The following is a 23,997-nucleotide window of genomic DNA, read 5'->3' as shown; positions in this document are numbered from 1 at the left end:
CGCTCCTGCCCGCCGGCAGGGCACGATAACGTCATCGGAATGGATGACTTTCAGGCTCTGGTCGCACGGCAACACGAGGATCGCATCGACGCTGCGGTCGAGACGCTGACCGAGGCGGATCTGCCACCCGGTGAGGTAACCATCCGCGTGGCGTACTCCAGCGTCAACTTCAAGGACGCGCTGGCACTCACCCCGAAGGGCGGCGTGGCGCGGGACTACCCCCTGGTGCCGGGCATCGACCTCACCGGCGAGGTGGTCGCATCGTCGTCGGACGACTTCGCGGTCGGCGACGCCGTGCTCGCCCACGGCTACGAGATCGGCACCGGCCGGCACGGCGGCTACGCGGAGTACGCCCGGGTGCCCGCCGACCAGGTCGTCGCGCTGGGCTCTCTGACGCCCTACGAGGGGGCCGCGATCGGCACCGCGGGGTTCACCGCGGCCATGAGCGTGCAGGCGCTGATTGCCCGTGGCATCGAACCCGACGACGGTCCCGTCGTCGTCACGGGAGCCACCGGCGGCGTCGGATCGGTGAGCGTGGACTTGCTGTCGGCGGCGGGCTATCAGACCGTCGCGTCGACCGGCAAGGCCGACGCCGAGGAGCGGTTGAAGGCGCTGGGCGCGGCCGAGGTGATTCCGCGGCTGCCTGCCGACCCCGACGCCAAGCCGCGGGCGCTGGGCAAGACGCGCTGGGCGGGTGCGGTGGACTGCGTCGGCGGTGCCACCCTGGCCGACGTCATCAGCTCGCTGTCCTACGGCGGGGCGGTGGCGGCCAGCGGCCTCACCGGCGGCCCAGCGTTGAACACGACGGTGATGCCGTTCATCCTGCGGGGGGTCGCCCTGCTGGGCATGGACTCGGTGATGATGCGGATCGGGCCGCGCCGCGAATTGTGGACGCTGCTCGGCGGCTCCTTGAAGCCCCAGCGCCTGTCGCACATCACCCACGACGTGGACGTCAAGGACGTCGTCGACGTGATCGATCAGGTGCGGGCCGGCGCGTTCTCCGGCCGCGCAGTGGTGAAGGTGGCGGGCGGGTTCTGAACCCGCCCGCCACCTGTCAACCAGGGATCAGCCTCAGAGCAGGTGGCTGATCAGGTCGGGCTTCATCTGCTGCAGCTGCGCGCCCCAGTACGGCCAGTCGTGCGTGCCGGTGTCGGGGAAGTTGAAGACGCCATTCTTGCCGCCGGCCGCGATGTAGTTGTCCTGGAACGTGCGGTTGGTGCGGATGGTCAGTCCCTCGAGGAACTTGGCGGGCAGGTTGTTGCCGCCGAGCTCGCTGGGGGTGCCGTTGCCGCAGTAGACCCAGATGCGGGTCCCGTTGGCGACGATGGTCGGGATCTGGACCATGGCGTCGTTGTACTGCCAGGCCGGATCCGTCTCGGCCGGGCCCCACATGTCGTTGGCCTTGTAGCCGCCGGCATCACCCATCGAGAGGTTGATCAGACCGGGCCACTGACCCTCCGACGGGTTCAGGAAGCCCGACATCGAACCGGCGTAGGAGAACTGTCCGGGGTGGTGCGCCGACAGGACGAGCGCGGCGCCACCAGCCATCGACAGGCCGACCGCGGCGTTGCCGGTCGACTTCACGCTGTTGTTGGCCGCGAGGTAGGAGGGCAGCTCCTGGGTCAGGAAGGTCTCCCAGTTGTAGGTCAGGCAACCGGTCTTGCCACACGCGGGCTTGTACCAGTTGGAGTAGAAGCTCGACTGACCACCGACGGGCATGACCATCGACAGGCCCGAGTCGAGGTACCACTCGAACGCCTGGGTGTTGATGTCCCAGCCGTTGAAGTCGTCCTGGGCACGGAGGCCGTCGAGGAGATAGACCGCCGGGGAGTTGGGGCCACCGCTCTGGAACTGGACCTTGATGTCGCGCCCCATCGAGGGCGAGGGAACCATCAGGTACTCGACCGGGAGGCCGGGACGGGAGAACGCCCCTGCGGTCGCGCTGCCACCTACCGCGCCGATCATGCCTGGCAGCAGAAGCACCGCCATGGTCGCCATGAGTAGTCGGCGCGTCCAGCGCCCGAGAACACCGTCAAACAACATCTACGAATCCATCCAGTTCCTGTTACGGGAAAACCGACGACGTGGGCGATGCGAGCTCGCCCTAAAGCGGCGACGGGATCGCCGCCTGCCGCGCCCGCGCAGCCTTAGCAGGCGGACCTGAGTATTAACTTGTCGGTACGAAGTAAAACATGGCGCGACGACCGCCAGCCACTCCGCCAGACGTCCGTTGAATGACGGCTGCGTCAACCGACGGCCATTTCAGAGCCCTAAACTGCTGGTCGTGGCGAGTTCCCGCGGCGCTGCCGGCAACCGGCTCGCATTGGACGACTGGATCGAAGCTGGCTATGCCCTGCTCGCGGAGGAGGGCATCAAGGCCTTGAAGGTCGACCGGTTGTGCGAGCGGCTGGGCGTCACGAAGGGCAGTTTCTACTGGCACTTCGACGGGATGCCGAGTTACCGTGCCGCTCTCGTCGGATCGTGGGGCCCGTTGCGCGAGCAGGATCGCTCCACCTTCGACGACACGGGTGAGGCAACCCCCCGGGAGCGGCTGTCGCACATGATGTCGTCGTTGCTCAGCCAGCGGCACTGGACGCTCGAGCGGGCGATGCGGGAATGGGCACGCACGGACGACGCCGTGGCCGAGAGCGTCCGGGCTGCGGACCGCCGCGTGCTGCGGGCCGTGCGGCAAGCCTTCGTGGACTACGGCTTCGACGCCGACGACGCCGACCTACGCGCCAACGCCACGTTCGCGGCCGGCATCGGCTTTCTTCACCTCTCCGGTGCGACACCGGATGCCCGGCACGAACTCAGCGCCGAACGCTTCCTCGACCTGATGCTGGGACGCTAATCCACCATACTTTTTAGTATGTTAACGTCGGCGGCATGAGCCACGTCGGGTTGATCACGGATGAGTTCGTCGGCCGGTTGGCCGACCGCGCCCGCGAGGCCGAGGAGCTTCGACGACTCCCCGACGCGACGATCGCAGACCTGACCGCATCGGGATTCACCGAACTCCTGGTGCCGAGGCGATTCGGCGGCCAGCAGGCGGACTTTCCCGCCATCCTCGATCCCGTCCGCAGGATGGGGCACGGCTGTACGTCCAGCGCGTGGACCATCGGCTTCTACGTGCTGCACAACTGGATGCTGGCCCTGTTCGGCGAACGCGCACAGGAGGAGGCCTTCGCCACGCGGCCCTTTCTGGCGCCGGCGCCGCTCGCACCGACGGGTCGCGGCCTCCCGGTCGCCGGCGGGGTTCGCCTGAGCGGCCGCTGGTCGTGGGCTACCGGCGTGACGGCGGGCAACTGGCTGATCGTCGGGGCGCTGTGCGGGCCGGACGACGGCCTTCAACCGGCCTTGGCCCTGGTTCCCGCCACGGACTTCACCGTCGACGACGTGTGGCACACCGACGGCATGCGGGCAACGGGCTCCCACGACGTGGTGGTCACCGACGCCTTCGTGCCCGAACACCGCCTGGTGAAGGTGACCGACATCCATGCCGGGACAGCGCCCGGTGCGGGCCTGCACGACGTGCCGACCTATCGATGGCCGATGGTTCCGGCCTTGGCCCTCCTGGCTTCGATGCCGGCACTCGGCGCCGCCGAACGGGTGGCCGAGATCTACGCCGAGCGGCTGGCCGGACGCGTGCTCGCCTACGAGGGCGTCATGCAACGGGACAAGCCCATCGCCCAGGCTCACCTTGGGGAGGCGTTGGTGCGGCTGCGCGCCCTGCGCGGACTGCTCGCCGACACCGTGGCGACGATCGAAGGACTCGTTCGGGAGGGCGAACTCGTTCCGCGAGCAGTCCGGGGCGACGCCAGACTGGCCGCGGCCCACATCGTGCACGAGTCTCGTGCCGTAGTCGCCGCCTTGACCGAGGCCTCCGGAGCCAGTGCCCACTTCCTGACCTCTCCCCTGCAGCGATTCAAGCGCGACGTCGACGTCATCTCCGGACACGTGGTCTTCGACTACGACACCAGCCGTGAACTGTCGGGCGCCCTAAGGCTCGGAATGAAGATTCCGCGGACGGCGATGGTGTGACATGACGGGCATGCCCACTACGAGCGTGACGCACTTCCTTCAGAAGCGGGTGGCCAACCCGCTGATGCGGCGCAACCCGCTGCAGACGCTGCTGGAGACCCGCGGCCGCACATCCGGGCAACCCCGCCGGACCCCGTTGGGTGGCAAGCTCGACGGCCAGCACTTCTGGTTCGTCTCCGAGTTCGGCGACAAGTCCCAGTACGTCCGCAACATCCAGGCCAATCCCCGCGTCCGGGTGCGGGTGCGCGGCACGTGGCGGGCGGGCACCGCACATCTACTGCCCGACGACGACGCACGCGCGCGGCTCCGAGAACTGCCGCGGTTCAACGGCTTTGGCGTACGCGCCTTCGGCACCAATTTGTTGACGGTGCGCGTCGACCTCGACTGACCGCCCCCCGCCCAGGCCTTGTCAGACACCAAATATAAAAGTAATGTCAGTTTCAGTTTTGTTTGGGCCCACGTCATCGGAGACAGCCATGGAATCGTTCGTCCACCTGCGCAAGGGCACCACCCCGCGACGCCTGCACGCCGACCTCGACGGCCTCAAGGACGACGAGTTGGGCCGTGGTGGATTCACCGGGCGCACCGCCAACATGTATCGCCGCGACGATCCCACCGCGTATCGATCGGTGGGGCCGCTACGTCCCCTCGACGTCCTCTCCACCGAGCTCAAGCCCACCGATGCCACCGCCGCCGACGGCGGTCCCCTGCTGCTGTTCTCCAACGCCGACTGCCGAGTGCTGCTGTCCCGACGCTCAGAGCCCATGCCCTACTTCGTCCGCTACGTGGACGGCGACCTGCTGTTCTTCGTGCACGAGGGGTCTGGCGTGCTCGAGACGGAGTTCGGGCCGCTGCGCTACCGCGTCGGCGACTGGGTGTACGTGCCGAAGGCGTGCACGTGGCGTCAGGTGCCGGATTCGCAATCCACCCTGTTGATGATCCAGGCGACCGACGAATTCCGGGTGCCGCCACCGGCCCAGCTGGGCAGACACTTCCCGTTCGACCCGTCGCAGGTCGTGATCCCGGACCCGGATCCGATCGACACCGGCGACGGGCCGCTGCGGGACGGGGAGTACGAAGTCCGCCTGGTGCACGCCGAGATCGACGGGGCGGAGTCGACGTCCCTCTACTACCGGCACCACCCGCTGGACGTCGAAGGCTGGCGCGGTGACAACTTTCCGTTCACCTTCAACATCGCCGACTACAACGTGGTGACCTCCGACAGCGTGCATCTACCGCCGACCGTGCACCTCTTCATGCAGGCGACCGGCGTCTACGTGATGAACTTCCTGCCCAAGCCGGCCGAGAGCGCGCCGGGCACCGAGCGCACCCCGTGGTATCACCGCAACGTCGACTTCGACGAGATCGCGTTCTTCCACAGCGGGTCCCTCTACGGCATCCCCATGCCGCCCGGGCTGATCTCCCATGCACCGCAGGGAGTTCACCACGGCGCACCGGAGAAGGCCCGCGAACGGGCCCGCCGCAAGTTCGACGAGTACTCCCGGGTGGACTGGTCGGTGATCTCGATCGACACCCGGCGAAGACTGGTGCCCTCAGCCGAGGTGCTGGCCAACGATCTCGGGCAGCACGCGTGAGCGTTCCGGTGAGGCACGACTACCAGCGGATCCCGTACCTCGTCGCCTACCAGAACACCTCCGGCGTGCGGGACGTGTACGGCGGCGTGGCCGAGCTCGTCGTCCTCGAGAGCTACCTCCTCAAGCCGGACCGACCCAGCGACACCGTGCTGGTCTTCATGCATCCCATCGGCGGCGGCGCCTACCTCCCGATGATCAACGGTCTGGCCCGCGCCGGCCATCACGTCATCTACTGCAACAGCCGGTTCCGCGGCACCGACTCGGCACTGCTGATGGAGAAGGTCGTCGAGGATCTCGGCGAGTGCATCAAGGACGCCAAGAACCGGCTCGGCTACGCCAAGGTGGTGCTGGCCGGCTGGAGCGGCGGCGGATCCCTGTCGGTGTTCTACCAGCAGCAGGCGCAACACCCGACCGTCACGGCCAGCCCGTCCGGCGACGGCCCCGACCTGACGACGCTGGGACTGATGGCCGCCGACGGGCTCATGCTGCTCGCCGCTCACGTCAGCCGGCACGGCACCCTGACCGAATGGCTGGACGCGTCGATCCTCGACGAGTCCGACCCGACCAAGCGCGATCGCGAGCTGGATCTGTACGACCCCACCAACCCCAACCAGCCGCCGTACACGGCCGAGTTCCTCGAGCGCTATCGCGCCGCGCAGGTGGCCCGCAACCGGCGCATCACCGCGTGGGTCAAGGAGAAATTGGCCAAGCTCTCCGACGAGGGCCGGCCGGCGGACGAATTCGCCTTCGTGGTGCACGGCACCATGGCCGACCCCCGCTGGCTCGACCCGACGGTCGATCCGAACGATCGCACCCCGGGCACCTGCTATCTGGGCGATCCTGCAGTGGTGAACAACTCCCCCGTCGGCCTCGCCCGGTTCTGCACGCTGCGCAGCTGGCTGTCCCAGTGGAGCTACGACGACGCCAACGGTGACGCCGTGGCCTGCGGCCCCGACGTCGCGGTGCCCACGCTGGTGATCGGCAACCTCGCCGACGACGCGTGCACTCCGAGCCACACCCGCCGGCTCTTCGACGCAATCGGACATCCCGACAAGGAGATGCACGAAATTCCCGGCGCCAACCACTACTACGCGGGCCCCGATCAGCGGGACACGCTGCGGCAGGCCGTGGGTGTCGTGACGGATTGGCTACACCGGAAGGGACTGTCCGTCTGATGGTTACCGGTCCACTCGACGGCATTCGCGTCATCGAAGTCGGCACGTTGATCTCCGGGCCCTTCGCCGGTCGGCTGCTGGGCGACATGGGCGCCGACGTCGTCAAGATCGAACCGCCCGGCTCACCCGACCCACTGCGCACCTGGGGGCAGGCCGAGGTCGACGGGCACCACTTCTTCTGGACGATCCACGCGCGCAACAAGAAGTCCGTCACGCTCAACCTGAGGACGGAGGCCGGCCGTGCCCTGTTCCTCGAGCTTGTCGAGCGCTCCGACGTCGTCGTGGAGAACTTCCGCCCCGGCACGCTGGAGAAGTGGAATTTGGGCTATGACGTTCTGCGCGAACGCAATCGCGGCATCATCCTGGTCCGCGTCTCCGGCTACGGACAAACGGGCCCCGACGCCCACAAGGCCGGCTACGCCTCGGTGGCCGAGGCCGCCAGCGGCCTGCGACACATGAACGGCTTCCCCGGCGGCCCTCCCCCACGACTCGCACTGTCGCTCGGCGACAGCCTGGCGGGGATGTTCGCCGCGCAGGGCGCGCTCGCCGCGCTGTACCGGCGAACCGTCACCGGCGAGGGTCAGGTCGTCGATGCCGCCCTGACCGAATCATGTTTGGCGGTCCAAGAATCCACGATCCCCGACTACGACGTCGGCGGCGTGGTGCGCGGACCGTCCGGCACCCGGCTCGAGGGCATCGCACCGTCCAACATCTACCCGACGGCCGACGGGAGCTGGGTGGTGATCGCCGCCAACCAGGACACGGTCTTCCGGCGGCTGTGCGCCGCGATGGGTCAGCCCGAACTCGCCACCGACGACCGCTTCGCCGACCACGTCAGCCGCGGCCGCAACCAGGACGCGATCGACGAGATCATCGCCGCCTGGGCCGCCCAGCGGCAACCCGCCGAGATCATCGACACACTGAGCGCGGCGGGGGTGATCAGCGGACCCATCAACACCGTCGCGGAGGTCGTCACCGATCCACAGCTGGTGTCGCGCGGCATGATCGCCGACCACTGGGACGAGAGAATCGAACGCAACGTCAAGGGGCCCGGGGTGGTGCCGGTGCTGTCGGAGTCCCCGGGGACCATCAGGCACGGCGGCTCGTTGACGCCGGGGCAGCACAACGACGAGGTGTACGGGGAGTTGTTGGGCCGGTCGGCCGCCGAACTGGACGCGCTGCGGACGGAGGGCGTCCTGTGAGCCCGAGCCTGCCAGAACACGTCACGATCCGCGAGGTGTGCCTGCGCGACGGCCTCCAGATCGAGGCACCAATCCCGTTGTCGGCCAAGATCGCACTGCTGGAGGCGGTGGTCGCCACCGGCGTCCGCGAGATCGAAGCCACCGCCTTCGTGTCGCCGTCGAAGGTTCCCGCACTGGCCGATGCCGCCGCCCTGGCCGCCGAACTCCCACGCTTCCGCGAGTCGCACGGGGTCGACTTCTCCGCACTGGTCGCCGGGCCCGGCGGAGCGAACCGCGCCGTCGCCGCGGGCATGGGCTCCATCGAGTACGTGGTGTCCGCCGCCGACGGCCACAGCCGCGCCAACGTGGGGCGCTCGACGGCCGAGTCCACCGACCTGATCGCGGACATCGCCCGCATCGCCCACGACGGCGGCGCGACGATCGAGGTCATCATCGCGACCGCATGGGACTGCCCGTTCGACGGGCCCACCGACCCCCGGCGAGTGGTCGACGTCGCCTCTGCCGCCGTCGAACTCGGCGCCGACCGGATCGCCGTCGCCGACACCATCGGTACCACCACACCGCGACGGGTGACCGCCCTCGTCGAACGCCTCCGCCCGATCGTCGGCGACCTGCCCTTCGGCGCCCACTTCCACAACACCCGTGGCGCCGGGCTGGCCAGTGCGTACGCCGCCGTGGCCGCGGGCATCCGACGACTCGACTCGTCGGCCGGCGGGCTGGGTGGTTGCCCGTTCGCGCCCGGCGCGAGCGGCAACATCGCCACCGAGGACCTCGTCTATCTGTTGCGCGACAGCGACATCGGCACCGACGTCGACCTACCCGCCGCCATCCGCGCCGCGGACGTCGCTCGCACCGCCGTCGGCCACGACCTGCCGAGCGCCCTGCTGCGCGCGGGCGATCGCATCCTGAGCTGAACGCGACCGTGACATCCTCCGAGTCGCTGCGCTCCCGCCCACCGGTGCCTGCCGAGTCACTCACCGCGAAGGGCCTGCAGACCCGTGAGGCCATCATGCGGGCGGCGCGAAAGCTGTTCGCCGAACGCGGTTTCCACGGCACCACGTTGACCGACATCACGTCCGCGGCCGGACGGTCGCCGGCCGCGTTCTACCGGTACTACTCCGACAAGGAGGACCTGCTCGCCGTCCTCGCCGAATCGTTCCTGCGCGACGTCGTCGCCCCCCTCGGCGCCCGGGTGCGCCTCCCCGCCTCACCCGATGACACCGACTTCTTCGTCTCTGCCGTCACCGGATACTGGAACATGTTCAAGCAGAACATCGGGATCATGGTCGCCGTCGACCAACTCGCGGCCGGCCAACCACGGTTCGCCGCGGTACAGCACGAATTCCGCCGCTTCGGCGTCGACGTCGTGCGGTCCTCGGTGCTACACGCCCAGGACCAGGGGTACGGGGCCGACCTCGATCCCGAACACATCGCGCTGGCGATCTCCCTGCTGTTCGAGAGGTTCACGGCGGTCTACCTCCGCGAGGACACCAGCACGTTGGGAGTGGCCCGCACCGACGAGGACGCGGTGCGCACCCTGTCGACCATCTGGCAGAAGACGTTGTACGGCTAGTGAGAGCCTGACCTCTAGAAGGGAATCATCGTGGATTTCGCCTTGCCGGAACACCTTCCGAGCCTGTTGGCCGAGATGGACGCGTTCATCGACGCGGAGATCAAGCCGCTGGAAGCCGAGCACATGCAGTACTTCGACCGGCGTCGCGAGTACGCCCGCACCGACTGGGAGAACGGCGGCATCCCGCAGCGCGCGTGGGAGGACCTGCTCGACGAGATGCGTCGGCGGGCCGACGCGGCGGGTTGGCTGCGCTATGGGCTGCCGTCGAGGTTCGGGGGCCGCGACGGCACCAACCTCGACATGGCCGTCATCCGGGAACACCTGGCGCACAGAGGCCTTGGGTTGCACAACGATCTGCAGGACGAGTCGTCGATCGTCGGCAACTTCCCGCAGGTGATCATGATGGACCGCTTCGGCACCGACGAGCAGAAGAAGGAGTGGGGCGAGGCCCTGCTGACCGGCGAACGCTCGATGGCGTTCGGGCTCTCCGAGCCGGACCACGGGTCCGACGCCACCTGGCTGGAGACCACCGCCGTGGCCGACGCGGACGGCTGGGTGATCAACGGCACCAAGCGATGGAACACCGGCGTCCACCGCGCCACCCACGACCTGGTCTTCGCCAGGACGTCCGGGCAGGCCGGATCCGCGACGGGCATCACCGCGTTCCTGGTGCCGTGCGACTCACCCGGCTTCAGCGTGCCCTTCTACTGGTGGACGTTCAACATGCCCACCGATCATGGCGAGGTCGAGCTGAAGGACGTCTGGGTACCGTCCACCGCGGTACTCGGCGAGGTCGACCGCGGCTTGGAGGTGGGTCAGACGTTCCTGCACGAGAACAGGATTCGACAAGCGGCCAGCAGCCTCGGCGCCGCTCAGTACTGCATCGACAGGGCCGCCCGGTACGCCTCGGAGCGAGTCGTGTTCGGCAAGCCCCTGTCGGTGAACCAGGCCGTCCAGTGGCCGCTCGTCGAGCTGCAGACCGAGGCACAGATGGTGCGGCTGCTCGTCTACTTCGCCGCCTGGCACCTGGACCGCAACCACCACATGGAGGTCAGCGACAAGGTGTCGATGGCCAACTACCGCGCCAACCGGCTGGTGTGCGAGGCCGCCGACCGGGCGATGCAGGTCCACGGCGGCCTCGGCTACAGCCGGCACGAGCCGTTCGAGCACATCTACCGCCACCATCGCCGATACCGGATCACCGAGGGCGCGGAGGAGATTCAGATCCGACGGGTCGCGCAGCGGATGTTCAAGTTCGGCCGGTCGTGAACGCCGAAGCCCTCGCCCCCGCGTTGGCCGGGGCGCTGCAACCCGCGCTGGGTGCCGTCACCGTCGCCGGCCTGCGGATGCTCACCGGCGGCGCCAGCCGGGCCACGTGGGCGTTCACGGCGGACACCGACACCGGACCCCGGGAGCTGATCCTGCGCATCGGTCCGCCGGACGAGATCCACGCGGGCATGCGGCTAGAGGCTGCGGCGCTGACCCGGGCGGCCGCTGCGGGCGCCCCGGTGCCGCACGTCCTGGTCGCCGACGATTCGGCCGCGGCCCTTGGCAATCCGTTCCTGGTGTGCGACTTCGTCGCCGGTGAGACCATCGTCCGGCGCATTCACCGGGCCCTGGACGACGCGTCCCGGGCCGACCTGGTGGTGCAGTGCGCCACGGCGCTGGCGGCGATCCACCGCGCCGACGCGGCAGGCATCGGCCTCGAGGAAGCCGACCAGCTCGAGGCGTGGCACGATCAACTCGACGCCATGGCGGACACGACGGCCACGTTCGAGTGGGCGTTCCGGTGGCTGGCGGCCCACCGTCCTCCCGCGTCGCCGAAGGTGTTGGTGCACGGCGACTTCCGCATGGGCAACCTCATCGTCGACGCCTCCGCGCGGCCGGCCCGGCTCACCGCGGTGCTCGACTGGGAACTCACCCACCGCGGGGAGGCATACGAGGACCTCGCCTGGTTCTGCATCCGCGCCTGGCGTTTCGGTGCCCCCCGGTCGTTCGAGGCGGGCGGCCTCGGCAGCGTCGACGACTTCCTGGGGGCATACGAGGACGCCTCTGGCACCGCCGTCGACCGGTCGACCATGCACTGGTGGCTGGTGCTGTCGACGCTGCGATGGGGCGTGATCTGCCGCTACCAGGCCGAGCGCCACCTCTCCGGGCAAACGCGGTCGGTCGAACTGGCCGCCATCGGACGGCGGGTCTGCGAAACCGAATTCGACTTGCTCACCCTGCTGGAGTCGGCGTCGTGAACCACCTCCACGGCAGACCGACCGCGGCCGAACTGATCGCCGCCGTCGCCGAGTTCCTCGAGACCGACGTCCGGCAGGCGACGTCGGGCGCCGTCAACTTCCACACCCGCGTCGCCGCCAACGTCCTACGCACGGTGGAACGGGAGCTGCTCGACGACTCCCCCGCGCCGGAACTTCTCGGCTTCGGCGACGAACACGGACTGGCCGCGGCGATCCGCGCCGGAGAGCTCGACGACCGCGCCGCCGAGGTGCACGCGGCGTTGCGTCGGCTCGTCGCCCACCGTCTCGCCGTCTCCCATCCCGGCTATGACGCGGAGTAGGCGCTCACGATCGACGCACCCGGCCCAGCCAGGCGGGTTCCTCGACCACCGTGCCGACCGGCAGGCCGAGCGCGTCGGCATGCGCCGGCCCGACGACCCCGCGATAGGTCGTGCCGTCGAGCGCCTCGATCTCCCAACCGTCGGCGAAGGCAGTCCGCACGGTCTCCTCACTGACCGACGGGCCGAAACCCCGGCCGGCATCCGAGAGGGCGAGGACGTGCAGGACGCCACCCGGACGGATCGCTCGATGCAGGCTCGCCACGTACCGCGTGCGGTCGGCGTCGTCGCCGAAGACGTGGAACAGGGCGCTGTCCAGGACGGTGTCGTAACCGGGCTCGGCGTCCAGGGTGAGGGCGTCGCGAACCTCGAAGTGCCCGTCGACCCCCCGTGCCGCCGCGTTCGCCCTGGCTTGCTCGACCGCGTGCGGCGAGAAGTCGACGCCGAGCACGTCGTAGCCGAGCGCCGTCAGCAGGATGGTGTGTTCCCCGAGCCCACATCCAACGTCGAGCACGGCGCCGCGGATGGCCCCGGTGCGCTCGAGTGCGACGACGGCAGGCTGTGGTTCACCGATAACCCAAGGCGGAGTGCCGGATTGGTAGGCCTCGTCGAATCTGTCCCTCGCTGGTGTAGTCATGTTTCGAGTGTGCAACCTGAACCAAAGTCGAGGTCAACCCCCGAAGGAGCCCGTCGTGAACGACGACCCCACCCGGGCCGTGGATCGGGAGGACGGCGACCGTGATCGCGCCCTGAGGGTCATCGGGTGGTTCATCGGAACCACCACCACGCGGCGCTACGAGGTTCTGGATCGGCAGTTCGTCGACGGCGGGTCCGTGCAGCAGCACGTCCTGCGCGCCGACGGGGTCAACGGGGCGGCGAGTACTTCGACCCGGCCGACCTGGCGCCACTGCTGACCTGACGGCCGAACCTGGGGTCATCGGCACCGGGACCGTCGTAGCATCGCCCTCGTGACCGACGCGCCCCTGAAGATCCTGGTCTACAGCGACAACGCTCGCACCCGCGACCAAGTTCGCAGTGCACTGGGCAAGCGGGTGCACCCGGATCTCCCCGAATTGGAGTACCTGGACGTGGCCACCGCGCCGGTCGTCATCGCGAATCTGGACCGGGGCGGCATCGATCTCGCGATCCTCGACGGGGAGGCCAGCCCGACCGGCGGCCTCGGCCTGGCAAAGCAGCTGAAGGACGAGGTGGCGGACTGCCCGCCCATCCTGGTGCTGACGGGACGCCCGGACGACGCGTGGCTGGCGTCGTGGTCACGAGCCGAAGCGGCAGTGACCCATCCGATCGACCCGATACGGCTCGGCGAGGCCGTCGCGACGCTGCTACGCCCCACGACCAGGTAATCAGCACGAAAAAGGCTGGCGCCATTGGGTTCTCGCGATGAGCCTCTCGCGAGCCGTCGGTACGCAGCCGCTCGTTCGGATCCTATCCAAAATGCGCCAACGCGACCGTTAACGAGACTAAGCTGTGTCGTAGCTCACATCGACAGCCCACCGAGGGAGCGACACAGCTGTATGAATGCCTATCTGCCCATCCTGGTTCTCGGCGTGATCGCGGCTGCCTTCGCGGTCGGATCGGTCGGCATCGCGCTGCTCATCGGGCCGCGACGCTACAACCGGGCCAAACTCGAGGCCTACGAGTGCGGCATCGAACCCGTCGCCCCCGGATCACCCGGTGACCTGCAGACCGGACAACGATTCCCGGTGAAGTACTACCTGACCGCGATGCTGTTCATCGTCTTCGACATCGAGATCGTGTTCCTCTACCCGTGGGCCGTCGCCTTCGACTCGCTCGGCCTCTTCGCCGTGGTCGAAATGCTGCTGTTCATGCTCACGGTGTTCGTCGCCTACGCCTACGTGTGGCGACGCGGCGGACTGAGTTGGGATTGAGCTGACATGGGACTCGAGGAACAACTACCGGGCGGCATCCTCCTCTCCACCTTGGAGAAGGTCGCGGGATACGTGCGCAAGGGGTCGCTGTGGCCGGCGACGTTCGGCTTGGCGTGCTGCGCCATCGAGATGATGGCGACGGCCGGACCGCGGTTCGACATCGCCCGCTTCGGCATGGAGCGGTTCTCGGCGACGCCCCGGCAGGCCGACCTGATGATCGTGGCGGGCCGGGTCAGCCAGAAGATGGCACCGGTGCTGCGCCAGGTGTACGACCAGATGGCCGAGCCCAAATGGGTTCTCGCCATGGGGGTGTGCGCGTCCTCGGGCGGGATGTTCAACAACTACGCCATCGTGCAGGGCGTCGACCACGTCGTACCGGTCGACATCTACCTGCCGGGATGTCCACCGCGGCCGGAGATGCTGCTGAACGCGATCCTGATGCTGCACGCCAAGATTCAGGACATGCCGCTGGGCGTCAACCGCGCCGAGGCCGTCGCCGCCGCCGAGGAGGCGGCCCTTGCGTCGCGGCCGACCATCGAGCTCAAGGGGCTGCTGCGGTCATGACGGGTGCCGACGGCAACGGCGCCCGACCGGACGGGCCCGAGAAGATCGGCCAGCGCCGCGGCATGTTCGGCGTCAAGGGCAGCGGCGACACCTCGGGCTACGGCAGGCTGGTTCGCGACGTCGCCCTTCCGGGTGGTTCCCCGCGACCCTACGGCGGCTACTTCGACGACGTGGTCGACGCGTTGGCCGCCGTCCTCGGCGACGACGCCTTCGCCGCCGCGGTCGAGCGCGTGGTGGTGTTCCGCGACGAGCTGACCCTCGACGTGCGGCGCGAGCACCTGGTGGCCGTCGCGCAGGCGCTCCGCGACGACGCCACGCTGCGGTTCGAGCTGTGTCTGGGGGTCTCCGGCGTGCACTATCCGGCGGACCTGGACCGCGAACTGCACGCCGTCTACCCGCTGATGTCGATCACCCACAATCGCCGGATCCGCGTCGAAGTCGCCGTCCCCGACGCCGATGCTCATGTGCCGTCTCTGTTTTCGGTCTATCCGACGACCGACTGGCACGAACGTGAGACGTACGACTTCTTCGGCATCGTCTTCGACGGGCACCCGTCGCTCACCCGCATCGAGATGCCCGACGACTGGGTGGGTCACCCCCAACGCAAGGACTACCCGTTGGGCGGCATCCCCGTGGAGTACCACGGCGCCGAGATACAACCGCCCGACCAGCGGAGGTCGTACAACTGATGCCCAAGCCCACGAACCCGCCTCAGGAGACAGTCGTCACGGTGGGCGGTGAAGACTGGCAGGACGTGGTCGACGCCGCGCGCGAGGGATCCGTCGCCGGCGAACGCATCGTCGTCAACATGGGCCCGCAGCACCCGTCCACCCATGGTGTGCTCCGGCTCATCCTCGAGATCGAGGGCGAGACCATCACCGAGATCCGCTGCGGAATCGGCTACCTGCACACCGGGATCGAGAAGAACCTCGAGTTCCGCAACTGGACCCAAGGCGTCACGTTCGTGACGAGAATGGACTACCTGTCGCCCTTCTTCAACGAGACGGCGTACTGCCTCGGGGTCGAGAAGTTGCTCGACGTCACCGACGAGATTCCCGAGCGCGCCAGCGTCATCCGGGTGATGCTGATGGAGCTCAACCGGATCTCGAGCCACCTGGTTGCCCTGGCCACCGGCGGCATGGAGCTCGGCGCCATGTCGGCGATGTTCTTCGGCTTCCTCGGACGCGAGCAAGTGCTGTCGGTCTTCGAGACCATCACCGGCCTGCGCATGAACCACGCCTACATCAGGCCGGGTGGACTCGCCATGGATCTGCCCGACGAGGCCATCCCGCAGATCGAGGAGCTCCTGGCGACCATGCCGGCCAAGCTCACCGACCTCGAAGACCTCCTCAACGAGAACTACATCTGGAAGGCGCGCACCCAGGGCATCGGGTACCTCGACCTGACCGGCTGCATGGCACTGGGCATCACCGGACCGTGTCTGCGCTCCACCGGTCTGCCGCACGATCTGCGCCGCGCCCAGCCGTACTGCGGATACGAGACCTACGACTTCGACGTGATCACCACCGACGAATGCGACGCCTACGGCCGATACATGATCCGTGTCCGGGAGATGCGCGAGTCGCTGAAGATCGTCGAGCAGTGCATGGCCCGGCTGAAGCCCGGACCGGTGATGATCACCAACAAGAAGCTGGCCTGGCCGGCCGATCTGAAGCTCGGGCCCGACGGGCTCGGCAACTCGCCCGACCACATCGCCAAGATCATGGGCGGCTCCATGGAGGCCCTCATCCACCACTTCAAGTTGGTCACCGAGGGCATCCGCGTCCCGGCGGGTCAGGTGTACGTCGCCGTCGAGTCACCGCGGGGCGAGCTCGGCGTGCACATGGTCTCCGACGGCGGCACACGCCCCTACCGAGTGCACTACCGGGATCCCTCGTTCACCAATCTGCAAGCGGTGGCGGCGATGTGCGAAGGCGGGATGGTGGCCGACGCGATCGCGGCCGTGGCGTCGATCGACCCGGTCATGGGGGGTGTGGACAGGTGACTCTCATCGATCTCCACCTGGGCCCCCGGCCGGACGAACCCGGACCGCCGATCTCCCGCGGGCCGCAGACCTACGCGGCCGAGGTGACCGACCGGTTGTCCGCCGACGCCGCCCAGATCGTGGCCCGCTACCCCGAGCCGCGGTCGGCGCTCCTGCCGCTCCTGCATCTGGTGCAGGCCGAGGACGGATATCTCACCCCGGCCGGAATCGCCTTCTGCGCCGGACGATTGAGCCTCACTCCCGCCGAGGTGACCGCCGTCGCCACGTTCTACTCGATGTACCGGCGGACCCCTACCGGCGAATACCTCGTCGGGGTGTGCACCAACACGCTGTGTGCGGTGATGGGCGGCGACGCCATCCTCGAGGTCCTCGAAGACCACCTCGACCTGCACGCCGGTCAGACCACCGCCGACGGCAAGGTCACCCTCGAGCACCTCGAGTGCAACGCGGCGTGCGACTACGCCCCGGTGATCATGGTCAACTGGGAGTTCTTCGACAACCAGACACCGGAGTCCGCCCGCAACCTGGTCGACGACCTCCGCACGGGGACGCCCGTGTCGGCCACTCGCGGCGGCTCGCCGTGTTCCTTCCGCGACACCTCACGGATCCTCGCCGGATTCGTCGACCGGCGGCCCGGCGCCAACGACGGCCCCACCGCCGGTGACGCGACCCTGGCCGGGCTGCGGGTGGCCCACGAGCGCGGGATGTCCGCTCCCGATCCCACGGAATCGCATTCCGCTGCATCGGGACCCGACGACGAAGCGATCACCGAAGAGGCCGCTCGCGACCAGCCGGCGCCCGGGCCGCAGGCCGATCTGCCACCGACGAACGGGGCGCACTCGTGACGCTGACACCGGTCTTGAGCAGCTATTGGGACGAGCCCTCGTCGTGGACGCTGGAGTCCTATCAGCGCCACGACGGCTATCAGGCGCTCCGAACGGCACTGGACATGGACGCCGACGCCGTGATCGGCCTGGTGAAGGACTCGGGCTTGCGCGGCCGCGGCGGAGCGGGGTTCCCGACGGGCCAGAAGTGGTCGTTCATTCCGCAGGGCACCGAGGGCGCGGCCGCCAAGCCGCACTACCTGGTGGTCAACGCCGACGAGTCGGAACCCGGTACCTGCAAGGACATTCCGTTGATGATGGCCACGCCGCACGTCCTCGTCGAGGGCGCGATCATCGCGGCCTACGCGATCCGGGCCCGGCACGCCTTCATCTACGTGCGCGGCGAGGTGCTGCCCGTGCTGCGGCGGCTACAGACCGCCGTCGCGGAGGCGTACGAGGCCGGCTTCCTGGGCGGTGACATCCTCGGCTCGGGATTCGACCTCGACCTGGTGGTGCACGCCGGCGCCGGCGCCTACATCTGCGGCGAGGAGACCGCGCTGCTGGACTCCCTCGAGGGTCGGCGCGGCCAACCGCGGCTGCGGCCACCGTTCCCCGCCGTCGCCGGCCTGTACGCCTGCCCGACGGTGGTCAACAACGTCGAGTCCATCGCCAGCGTCCCCGCCGTCGTGCGCGGCGGTGTCGAGTGGTTCAAGTCGATGGGGTCGGAGAAGTCGCCGGGCTTCACGATGTTTTCGTTGTCGGGTCACGTCACCACCCCGGGTCAGTACGAAGCGCCGTTGGGCATCACGCTTCGCGAACTGCTCGACCTCGCGGGCGGGGTGCGCGCGGGCCACGAGCTGAAGTTCTGGACGCCGGGCGGGTCGTCGACCCCGTTGCTGACGCCCGAACACCTCGACGTGCCACTGGATTACGAGAACGTCGCCAAGGCCGGCTCGATGCTGGGCACCAAGGCGCTGCAAATCTTCGACGAGACCACCTGCGTGGTGCGGGCGGTTCGCCGGTGGACGCAGTTCTACGCCCACGAATCCTGCGGCAAGTGCACCCCCTGCCGGGAGGGCACCTACTGGCTGGCGCAGATCTACGAGCGCTTGGAGAACGGCACCGGCCGAGCCGACGACGTCGACAAGCTGCTCGACATCGCCGACGCCATCCTCGGCAAGTCGTTCTGCGCGCTGGGCGACGGCGCCGCGAGCCCGATCATGTCGTCGCTCAAGTACTTCCGCGACGAGTACGTCGCACACCTCGAGGGCGGGTGCCCGTTCGATCCGCACGCCTCGATGCTGGCCGCACCGGAAGGAGTGGGCGTATGACGCTGGCCGAGCCCACCAAGGGGACCACCGACGTCGAGATGGTGTCGCTCACCATCGACGATCACCAGATCAGCGTTCCCAAGGGCACGTTGGTGATTCGCGCGGCCGAGCTGATGGGCATCCAGATCCCCCGGTTCTGCGACCACCCGCTGCTCGACCCCGTCGGCGCGTGTCGGCAGTGCCTCGTCGAGGTCGAGGGCCAACGCAAACCCATGGCGAGCTGCACCATCACCGTCACGCCGGACATGGTGGTGCGCACCCAGCTCACGTCGGAGGCCGCCGACAAGGCCCAGCACGGCGTGATGGAGCTGCTGCTGATCAACCACCCCCTGGACTGCCCGGTCTGCGACAAGGGCGGCGAGTGCCCATTGCAGAACCAGGCAATGTCCAACGGCCAGGCCGACACTCGCTTCACCGACGTCAAGCGCACCTTCCCCAAGCCCATCAACCTGTCCGCCCAGGTGTTGCTGGACCGCGAACGCTGCGTGCTGTGCGCGCGCTGCACCCGGTTCTCCAACCAGATCGCCGGCGACCCGTTCATCGAACTGCTCGAGCGTGGCGCGCTGCAACAGGTGGGCATCGCCGACGACGCGGCATTCGACTCGTACTTCTCGGGCAACACCGTCCAGATCTGCCCGGTCGGCGCGCTGACGGGTACCGCGTACCGGTTCCGCGCGAGGCCGTTCGACCTGGTGTCGACGCCCAGCGTGTGCGAGCACTGCTCCTCGGGATGCGCGCAGCGCACCGATCACCGCCGTGGCCGGGTGCTGCGGCGCCTCGCGGGCGACGACCCCGCTGTCAACGAGGAGTGGAACTGCGACAAGGGGCGCTGGGCGTTCACCTACGCCACCCAGGGCGACCGCATCGCCACGCCGCTGGTGCGCGACGCCGACGGCAGCCAGCGTCCGGCGTCGTGGTCCGAAGCCGTGGCGGTGGCCGTCCGCGGGCTCACCGCGGCGGGCCCGCGCACCGGGGTGCTGGTCGGCGGTCGGCTGACCATCGAGGACGCCTACGCCTACGCCAAGTTTGCCCGAATCGTGTTGGGCACCAACGACGTCGACTTCCGTAGCCGGGCCCACTCCGCCGAGGAGGCCGACTTCCTCGCCGCGGCCGTCGCCGGGCGGCCGATGTCGGTCACCTACGCCGACCTCGACAGCGCGTCCGCGGTTCTGCTGGTCGGGTTCGAACCCGAAGAGGAATCCCCGATCGTCTACCTACGTCTGCGCAAGGCGGCCCGCAAGCGCGGACTCGCGGTCACCTCGATCGCGCCGTTCGCCACCCGGGGGCTGCAGAAGATGGGCGGCACCCTCGTCGAAACCGTGCCGGGTCAGGAGGCCGCCGCCATCGACGCGCTCGGCGACGGCGTCGACGCCGGCAGCGTCGTCCTGGTCGGCGAACGGCTCGCCACCGCCCCCGGGGCGTTGTCCGCGGTGCTTCGGCTCGCCGAGCGCACCGGCGCCCGCATCGGGTGGATCCCGCGGCGCGCCGGTGAGCGCGGCGCACTGGAAGCCGGTGCGGCGCCCCATCTCCTCCCCGGCGGGAGACCGTTGGCGGATGCCGCCGCGCGCGCCGAGGTGGCCGCGGCATGGAACGTCGACGGTCTGCCCGCCGACCCGGGCCGGGACACGTCGGGCATCCTCGCCGCCGCCGCGGACGGCGCGCTGGGTGCACTGCTCGTCGGTGGCGTCGAGCTCGCCGACCTGCCCGATCCGGCGGCCGCCCTGGCGGCCGTCGAGGCCGCTCCGTTCGTCGTCAGCCTGGAACTGCGGCACAGCGCCGTCACCGAACGCGCGGACGTCGTGTTCCCCGTGGCCCCGGTGACCGAGAAGGCCGGCACGTTCGTCACGTGGGAGGGCCGCCCACGGTCCTTCGAGCCCGCGCTCCCGCCCAACGCGACGTCGGACTCCCGCGTCCTGGCCGCCCTGGCCGAGGAGGTCGGCGTCGCCCTCGGCCTGCGCGACGCGGCCGACGCGCGTGCCGAGATCCAACGGCTCGGCAGTTGGCAGGGCGCGTGGGCCGACGCCCCGACCGTGCCCGTCCCCCAGCCACGGTCGGCGCAGCCGGGACGCGCGGTGCTGGCGGGCTGGCGGATGCTGCTCGACGCCGGCCGCCTGCAGGACGGCGAACCTCATCTGGCCGGGACGGCGAGGACACCCGTCGCGCGACTGTCCCCCGCGACCGCCGCGGGCATCGGCGCGCACGACGGGCAACCCGTCACCGTCGCCACCGAGCGCGGTGCGATCACCCTGCCGCTGGCGGTGACGGAGATGGCGGACGCGGTGGTGTGGCTTCCGCTGAATTCTCTTGGCTCCCAGGTGAACGCGACGCTGGGCGTCACACCGGGGGCCGCCGTGGACGTCGCGGCGGGAGGTGACGTCGCATGACCTATCCCGATCTGAGTTCCTTCGGTCACGATCCGTGGTGGTTGGTGGTGGCGAAGGCGCTGGGCATCTTCGTGTTCCTGCTGCTCACCGTGCTGGTCGCGATCCTGCTCGAACGCAAGATCCTCGGCCGCATGCAGATGCGGTTCGGCCCCAACCGAGTTGGGCCGTTCGGACTGCTCCAGAGCCTGGCCGACGGGGTCAAGCTCGCACTCAAGGAGGGCCTCATCCCCGCCGGGGTCGACAAGCCGATCTATTTGGCCGCCCCCGTCATCGCGGTCATCCCCGCCTTCATGGCGTTCGCGGTGATCCCGATGGGCGGTCTGGTGAGCGTGTTCGGCACGCAGACCCCCTTGCAGCTAACCGATCTGCCCGTTGCGGTGCTCTACGTCCTGGCGGTGACGTCGATCGGCGTCTACGGAATCGTGTTGGCGGGGTGGGCTTCCGGGTCCACCTATCCCCTGCTCGGCGGACTGCGGTCGAGTGCCCAGGTGATCTCCTACGAGATCGCGATGGCGTTGTGCTTCGCCGCGGTGTTCCTGTACGCGGGCACCATGTCGACCTCCGAGATCGTCGCCAGGCAGCAAGGTCTCTGGTTCGTGTTCCTGCTGCTGCCGTCCTTCGTCATCTACGCCGTCTCCATGGTCGGTGAGACCAACCGCGCGCCCTTCGACTTGCCGGAGGCCGAAGGCGAACTGGTCGGAGGGTTCCACACCGAGTACTCGTCGCTGAAGTTCGCGATGTTCATGCTCGCCGAGTACGTCAACATGACCACCGTCGCCGCCTTGGCCACCACGATGTTCCTCGGTGGCTGGCAGGCGCCGTGGCCGTTCGACATGATCGACGGCGCCAACTCCGGATGGTGGCCACTGCTGTGGTTCACCCTCAAGGTCTGGACGTTCATGTTCGGGTTCATGTGGCTGCGGGCGACGCTGCCGCGCCTTCGCTACGACCAGTTCATGGGGCTGGGGTGGAAGATCCTCATCCCCATCTCGCTGGGCTGGATCATGACCGTCGCCGTCGTGCGGACCCTGCGCAACGAAGGTCATGACGGCCTGGTCGTCGTGCTCGTGGCCACCAGCGCGTTCGCGGGCCTCCTGCTCGTGGTCTACCTGTGGCGAACGTTGCGGCACAAGCAGGCTCGTCCCCAACGCCTCGCCGATCCCCCGTCGACCGCACCCGGCGCCTTCCCGGTACCGCCCATCCCCGCGAAGGAGCCCGCCGATGTCTAAGCGGCCACACATCGTCGACGCACTCGCCGGCTTCGCCGTCACCTTCTCGACGATGTTCAAGAAACCGGTGACCGAGCAGTATCCCGAGAATCCCGGGCCGACGGCCAAGCGCTATCACGGGCGGCACCAACTGAACCGGTACGACGACGGTCTGGAGAAGTGCATCGGCTGCGAGCTCTGCGCGTGGGCGTGCCCGGCCGACGCGATCTTCGTCGAGGGCGCCGACAACACCGAGGCGGAACGCTTCTCACCCGGCGAGCGCTACGGCCGGGTGTACCAGATCAACTACCTTCGGTGCATCGGCTGCGGCCTGTGCATCGAGGCCTGCCCCACCCGGGCGTTGACCATGACCAACGAATACGAGATGGCCGACGACAACCGTTCGGACCTGATCTACGGCAAGGCCAAGCTGCTGGCGCCGCTGCAGCCGGGCATGACGGCCCCGCCGCACGCGATGGCGCCCGGGAGCACCGACGAGGACTACTACCGGGGCAACGTCACGTCTCTCGGCATGCCCGTCGTGACGGCGAAGAAAGCCGCACTGTGACACACGAACTCGTGATTCTCGCCGCCGACGCCGTCTACCGCACGTCGACGATGGAGGCCGTGACCTTCTGGGTGCTGGGCACGCTCGCCGTCCTCGGGGCGGTCGCCGTGGTCGCCGCACCCAAGGCGGTGTATTCGGCGATCTTCCTGGCGTGCACGATGATCGTCCTGGCGATGCTGTACATCGCCCAGGACGCACTGTTCCTCGGCGTCGTGCAGATCGTCGTCTACACCGGCGCGGTGATGATGCTGTTCCTGTTCGTCCTGATGCTGATCGGGGTGGACTCCGCCGACTCGCTGGTGGAAACCATTCGCGGCCAACGCCTTGCCGCGATCGGGGCGGGCGCGGCGTTCGGCATCCTGCTCATCGCCGGCATCGGCAACGTGTCCGTCAACGGCTTCACCGGGCTGGCCGACGCGAATGCGGGCGGCAACGTCGACGGCCTCGCCGCCCTGATCTTCGTCCGCTACCTCTGGGCGTTCGAACTGACCAGCGCGCTGCTCATCACCGCCACCCTGGCCGCCATGGTCTTGACCCACCGCGAGCGCATCGACCGCCGCAAGACCCAACGCGAGCTCGCCACCGAGCGCTTCGCTCCCGGTGGCCACGCGACGCCGATGCCCAATCCCGGGGTCTACGCCAGGCACAACGCAGTCGACGTGGCGGCGCGGCTCCCCGACGGTTCCGACGCCGCGACTTCGGTCAGCGGCATCCTGCCACCGCGCACCATGGCCGCCAAGAACGGAGCGTCCTCGTGAATCCGGCGAACTACCTGTACCTGTCGGCGTTGCTGTTCACCATCGGGGCGGCGGGAGTGCTGTTGCGCCGCAACGCCATCGTGATGTTCATGTGCGTCGAGCTGATGCTCAACGCCGCGAACCTGGCCTTCGTGACGTTCTCCCGCATGCACGGTCACCTCGACGGACAGGTGGTCGCGTTCTTCACGATGGTCGTCGCGGCCTGTGAGGTCGTGGTCGGGCTGGCGATCATCATGACCATCTTCCGGGCCAGGCAGTCCGCCTCGGTCGACGGCGCGAATCTGCTGAAGCACTAG

27 protein-coding genes are annotated in these 23,997 nt (G+C 68.7%); 25 read left to right on the top strand and 2 right to left on the bottom strand.

Features of this window, described 5'->3' with window-relative positions; all coding sequences use genetic code 11:
• Positions 1 to 39 precede the first annotated feature (39 nt).
• Positions 40 to 1,038: an acrylyl-CoA reductase family protein gene (locus H7J06_RS10165; RefSeq protein WP_264038637.1), complete on the top strand. Its 999-nt coding sequence runs from the start codon at positions 40 to 42 to the stop codon at positions 1,036 to 1,038.
• Between the two features lie 33 nt (positions 1,039 to 1,071).
• Here H7J06_RS10165 and H7J06_RS10160 read toward each other — a convergent pair whose 3' ends face one another.
• Positions 1,072 to 2,043 carry an esterase family protein gene (locus H7J06_RS10160; protein WP_264038635.1) on the bottom strand — a complete coding sequence of 324 codons (972 nt, stop codon included), beginning with the start codon at positions 2,041 to 2,043 and terminating at the stop codon, positions 1,072 to 1,074.
• 241 nt (positions 2,044 to 2,284) lie between these two features.
• On the opposite strand from H7J06_RS10160, the gene H7J06_RS10155 reads away from it, so the two are divergent.
• The 11 genes from H7J06_RS10155 (at position 2,285) to H7J06_RS10105 (ending at position 12,152) form a co-directional block, all read left to right on the top strand.
• Positions 2,285 to 2,851, top strand: coding sequence for a TetR/AcrR family transcriptional regulator (locus tag H7J06_RS10155; protein WP_264038634.1), 567 nt, complete (start codon positions 2,285 to 2,287; stop codon positions 2,849 to 2,851).
• Positions 2,852 to 2,886: 35 nt separating this feature from the next.
• The gene (locus H7J06_RS10150; RefSeq protein ID WP_264038633.1) at positions 2,887 to 4,041 is read left to right on the top strand and encodes an acyl-CoA dehydrogenase family protein; all 1,155 of its coding nucleotides are present in this window, start codon (positions 2,887 to 2,889) and stop codon (positions 4,039 to 4,041) included.
• Position 4,042: 1 nt separating this feature from the next.
• The gene (locus H7J06_RS10145; RefSeq protein WP_264038632.1) at positions 4,043 to 4,429 is read left to right on the top strand and encodes a nitroreductase/quinone reductase family protein; all 387 of its coding nucleotides are present in this window, start codon (positions 4,043 to 4,045) and stop codon (positions 4,427 to 4,429) included.
• Between the two features lie 88 nt (positions 4,430 to 4,517).
• On the top strand, positions 4,518 to 5,636 hold the full coding sequence (locus H7J06_RS10140) for a homogentisate 1,2-dioxygenase (RefSeq protein WP_264038631.1): 1,119 nt from the start codon (positions 4,518 to 4,520) through the stop codon (positions 5,634 to 5,636).
• Entirely contained in the window at positions 5,633 to 6,811 is a 1,179-nt protein-coding gene (locus tag H7J06_RS10135; RefSeq protein ID WP_264038630.1) for an alpha/beta hydrolase, read from the top strand. Before H7J06_RS10140 ends, H7J06_RS10135 begins: the two co-directional genes overlap by 4 nt.
• Complete coding sequence (locus tag H7J06_RS10130; protein ID WP_264038629.1) at positions 6,811 to 8,013, top strand: CaiB/BaiF CoA transferase family protein; 1,203 nt, start codon at positions 6,811 to 6,813, stop codon at positions 8,011 to 8,013. The genes H7J06_RS10135 and H7J06_RS10130 overlap by 1 nt, the downstream gene beginning before the upstream one ends.
• Positions 8,010 to 8,927: a hydroxymethylglutaryl-CoA lyase gene (locus tag H7J06_RS10125; protein WP_264038627.1), complete on the top strand. Its 918-nt coding sequence runs from the start codon at positions 8,010 to 8,012 to the stop codon at positions 8,925 to 8,927. Before H7J06_RS10130 ends, H7J06_RS10125 begins: the two co-directional genes overlap by 4 nt.
• A gap of 44 nt (positions 8,928 to 8,971) precedes the next feature.
• Complete coding sequence (locus H7J06_RS10120) at positions 8,972 to 9,586, top strand: TetR/AcrR family transcriptional regulator (protein ID WP_264038792.1); 615 nt, start codon at positions 8,972 to 8,974, stop codon at positions 9,584 to 9,586.
• A gap of 30 nt (positions 9,587 to 9,616) precedes the next feature.
• Positions 9,617 to 10,855, top strand: coding sequence for an acyl-CoA dehydrogenase family protein (locus H7J06_RS10115; RefSeq protein ID WP_264038626.1), 1,239 nt, complete (start codon positions 9,617 to 9,619; stop codon positions 10,853 to 10,855).
• Positions 10,852 to 11,832 (top strand): phosphotransferase family protein, encoded by a 981-nt coding sequence (locus tag H7J06_RS10110; RefSeq protein WP_264038625.1) that lies wholly within the window; start codon positions 10,852 to 10,854, stop codon positions 11,830 to 11,832. The genes H7J06_RS10115 and H7J06_RS10110 overlap by 4 nt, the downstream gene beginning before the upstream one ends.
• Positions 11,829 to 12,152 carry a DUF6285 domain-containing protein gene (locus tag H7J06_RS10105; RefSeq protein WP_264038624.1) on the top strand — a complete coding sequence of 108 codons (324 nt, stop codon included), beginning with the start codon at positions 11,829 to 11,831 and terminating at the stop codon, positions 12,150 to 12,152. The genes H7J06_RS10110 and H7J06_RS10105 overlap by 4 nt, the downstream gene beginning before the upstream one ends.
• A 4-nt stretch (positions 12,153 to 12,156) precedes the next feature.
• Here H7J06_RS10105 and H7J06_RS10100 read toward each other — a convergent pair whose 3' ends face one another.
• On the bottom strand, positions 12,157 to 12,786 hold the full coding sequence (locus H7J06_RS10100; protein ID WP_264038623.1) for a class I SAM-dependent methyltransferase: 630 nt from the start codon (positions 12,784 to 12,786) through the stop codon (positions 12,157 to 12,159).
• A 55-nt stretch (positions 12,787 to 12,841) separates the two neighbouring features.
• On the opposite strand from H7J06_RS10100, the gene H7J06_RS10095 reads away from it, so the two are divergent.
• The 13 genes from H7J06_RS10095 to nuoK all read left to right on the top strand — a co-directional run bounded on the left by H7J06_RS10095 (position 12,842) and on the right by nuoK (position 23,997).
• The gene (locus tag H7J06_RS10095) at positions 12,842 to 13,063 is read left to right on the top strand and encodes a hypothetical protein (protein WP_308205749.1); all 222 of its coding nucleotides are present in this window, start codon (positions 12,842 to 12,844) and stop codon (positions 13,061 to 13,063) included.
• Between the two features lie 54 nt (positions 13,064 to 13,117).
• Entirely contained in the window at positions 13,118 to 13,513 is a 396-nt protein-coding gene (locus tag H7J06_RS10090) for an Rv3143 family two-component system response regulator (RefSeq protein WP_264038622.1), read from the top strand.
• Positions 13,514 to 13,684: 171 nt separating this feature from the next.
• Positions 13,685 to 14,059, top strand: a complete 375-nt coding sequence (locus H7J06_RS10085) for an NADH-quinone oxidoreductase subunit A (RefSeq protein ID WP_264038621.1) — start codon at positions 13,685 to 13,687, stop codon at positions 14,057 to 14,059.
• 6 nt (positions 14,060 to 14,065) lie between these two features.
• Positions 14,066 to 14,623, top strand: a complete 558-nt coding sequence (locus H7J06_RS10080) for a NuoB/complex I 20 kDa subunit family protein (RefSeq protein ID WP_264038619.1) — start codon at positions 14,066 to 14,068, stop codon at positions 14,621 to 14,623.
• Positions 14,620 to 15,312, top strand: a complete 693-nt coding sequence (locus H7J06_RS10075) for an NADH-quinone oxidoreductase subunit C (RefSeq protein WP_264038618.1) — start codon at positions 14,620 to 14,622, stop codon at positions 15,310 to 15,312. The genes H7J06_RS10080 and H7J06_RS10075 overlap by 4 nt, the downstream gene beginning before the upstream one ends.
• Positions 15,312 to 16,628 (top strand): NADH dehydrogenase (quinone) subunit D, encoded by a 1,317-nt coding sequence (gene nuoD / locus H7J06_RS10070; RefSeq protein ID WP_264038617.1) that lies wholly within the window; start codon positions 15,312 to 15,314, stop codon positions 16,626 to 16,628. The genes H7J06_RS10075 and nuoD overlap by 1 nt, the downstream gene beginning before the upstream one ends.
• Complete coding sequence (gene nuoE / locus H7J06_RS10065; RefSeq protein ID WP_372515278.1) at positions 16,625 to 17,473, top strand: NADH-quinone oxidoreductase subunit NuoE; 849 nt, start codon at positions 16,625 to 16,627, stop codon at positions 17,471 to 17,473. Before nuoD ends, nuoE begins: the two co-directional genes overlap by 4 nt.
• Entirely contained in the window at positions 17,470 to 18,783 is a 1,314-nt protein-coding gene (gene nuoF / locus H7J06_RS10060) for an NADH-quinone oxidoreductase subunit NuoF (RefSeq protein WP_264038616.1), read from the top strand. The genes nuoE and nuoF overlap by 4 nt, the downstream gene beginning before the upstream one ends.
• A complete protein-coding gene (locus H7J06_RS10055; protein WP_264038615.1) occupies positions 18,780 to 21,167 on the top strand; it encodes an NADH-quinone oxidoreductase subunit G in 2,388 nt (795 codons plus the stop codon). Before nuoF ends, H7J06_RS10055 begins: the two co-directional genes overlap by 4 nt.
• Positions 21,164 to 22,396: an NADH-quinone oxidoreductase subunit NuoH gene (gene nuoH, locus H7J06_RS10050; protein ID WP_264038613.1), complete on the top strand. Its 1,233-nt coding sequence runs from the start codon at positions 21,164 to 21,166 to the stop codon at positions 22,394 to 22,396. Before H7J06_RS10055 ends, nuoH begins: the two co-directional genes overlap by 4 nt.
• A complete protein-coding gene (nuoI, locus tag H7J06_RS10045) occupies positions 22,389 to 22,943 on the top strand; it encodes an NADH-quinone oxidoreductase subunit NuoI (RefSeq protein ID WP_264038612.1) in 555 nt (184 codons plus the stop codon). Before nuoH ends, nuoI begins: the two co-directional genes overlap by 8 nt.
• Positions 22,940 to 23,701, top strand: a complete 762-nt coding sequence (locus H7J06_RS10040) for an NADH-quinone oxidoreductase subunit J (RefSeq protein ID WP_264038611.1) — start codon at positions 22,940 to 22,942, stop codon at positions 23,699 to 23,701. The genes nuoI and H7J06_RS10040 overlap by 4 nt, the downstream gene beginning before the upstream one ends.
• Positions 23,698 to 23,997, top strand: coding sequence for an NADH-quinone oxidoreductase subunit NuoK (nuoK, locus tag H7J06_RS10035; RefSeq protein WP_264038610.1), 300 nt, complete (start codon positions 23,698 to 23,700; stop codon positions 23,995 to 23,997). Before H7J06_RS10040 ends, nuoK begins: the two co-directional genes overlap by 4 nt.

The sequence above is a fragment of the Mycolicibacterium hodleri genome (assembly GCF_025822245.1).
GTDB lineage: Bacteria > Actinomycetota > Actinomycetes > Mycobacteriales > Mycobacteriaceae > Mycobacterium > Mycobacterium hodleri.
Note: the sequence above shows the minus strand (reverse complement) of the source record. Positions and strands in the feature narration are given on the sequence as shown.

What these genes read in the sequence shown, in the direction of transcription:
- H7J06_RS10165 (WP_264038637.1), top strand. Translation starts at nt 40, where the DNA reads ATGGATGACTTTCAGGCTCTGGTCGCACGGCAACACGAGGATCGCATC.
- H7J06_RS10160 (WP_264038635.1), bottom strand. Translation starts at nt 2,043, where the DNA reads ATGTTGTTTGACGGTGTTCTCGGGCGCTGGACGCGCCGACTACTCATG.
- H7J06_RS10150 (WP_264038633.1), top strand. Translation starts at nt 2,887, where the DNA reads ATGAGCCACGTCGGGTTGATCACGGATGAGTTCGTCGGCCGGTTGGCC.
- H7J06_RS10145 (WP_264038632.1), top strand. Translation starts at nt 4,043, where the DNA reads ATGACGGGCATGCCCACTACGAGCGTGACGCACTTCCTTCAGAAGCGG.
- H7J06_RS10140 (WP_264038631.1), top strand. Translation starts at nt 4,518, where the DNA reads ATGGAATCGTTCGTCCACCTGCGCAAGGGCACCACCCCGCGACGCCTG.
- H7J06_RS10130 (WP_264038629.1), top strand. Translation starts at nt 6,811, where the DNA reads ATGGTTACCGGTCCACTCGACGGCATTCGCGTCATCGAAGTCGGCACG.
- H7J06_RS10100 (WP_264038623.1), bottom strand. Translation starts at nt 12,786, where the DNA reads ATGACTACACCAGCGAGGGACAGATTCGACGAGGCCTACCAATCCGGC.
- H7J06_RS10085 (WP_264038621.1), top strand. Translation starts at nt 13,685, where the DNA reads ATGAATGCCTATCTGCCCATCCTGGTTCTCGGCGTGATCGCGGCTGCC.
- H7J06_RS10080 (WP_264038619.1), top strand. Translation starts at nt 14,066, where the DNA reads ATGGGACTCGAGGAACAACTACCGGGCGGCATCCTCCTCTCCACCTTG.
- H7J06_RS10075 (WP_264038618.1), top strand. Translation starts at nt 14,620, where the DNA reads ATGACGGGTGCCGACGGCAACGGCGCCCGACCGGACGGGCCCGAGAAG.
- nuoD (WP_264038617.1), top strand. Translation starts at nt 15,312, where the DNA reads ATGCCCAAGCCCACGAACCCGCCTCAGGAGACAGTCGTCACGGTGGGC.
- H7J06_RS10055 (WP_264038615.1), top strand. Translation starts at nt 18,780, where the DNA reads ATGACGCTGGCCGAGCCCACCAAGGGGACCACCGACGTCGAGATGGTG.
- nuoH (WP_264038613.1), top strand. Translation starts at nt 21,164, where the DNA reads ATGACCTATCCCGATCTGAGTTCCTTCGGTCACGATCCGTGGTGGTTG.
- nuoI (WP_264038612.1), top strand. Translation starts at nt 22,389, where the DNA reads ATGTCTAAGCGGCCACACATCGTCGACGCACTCGCCGGCTTCGCCGTC.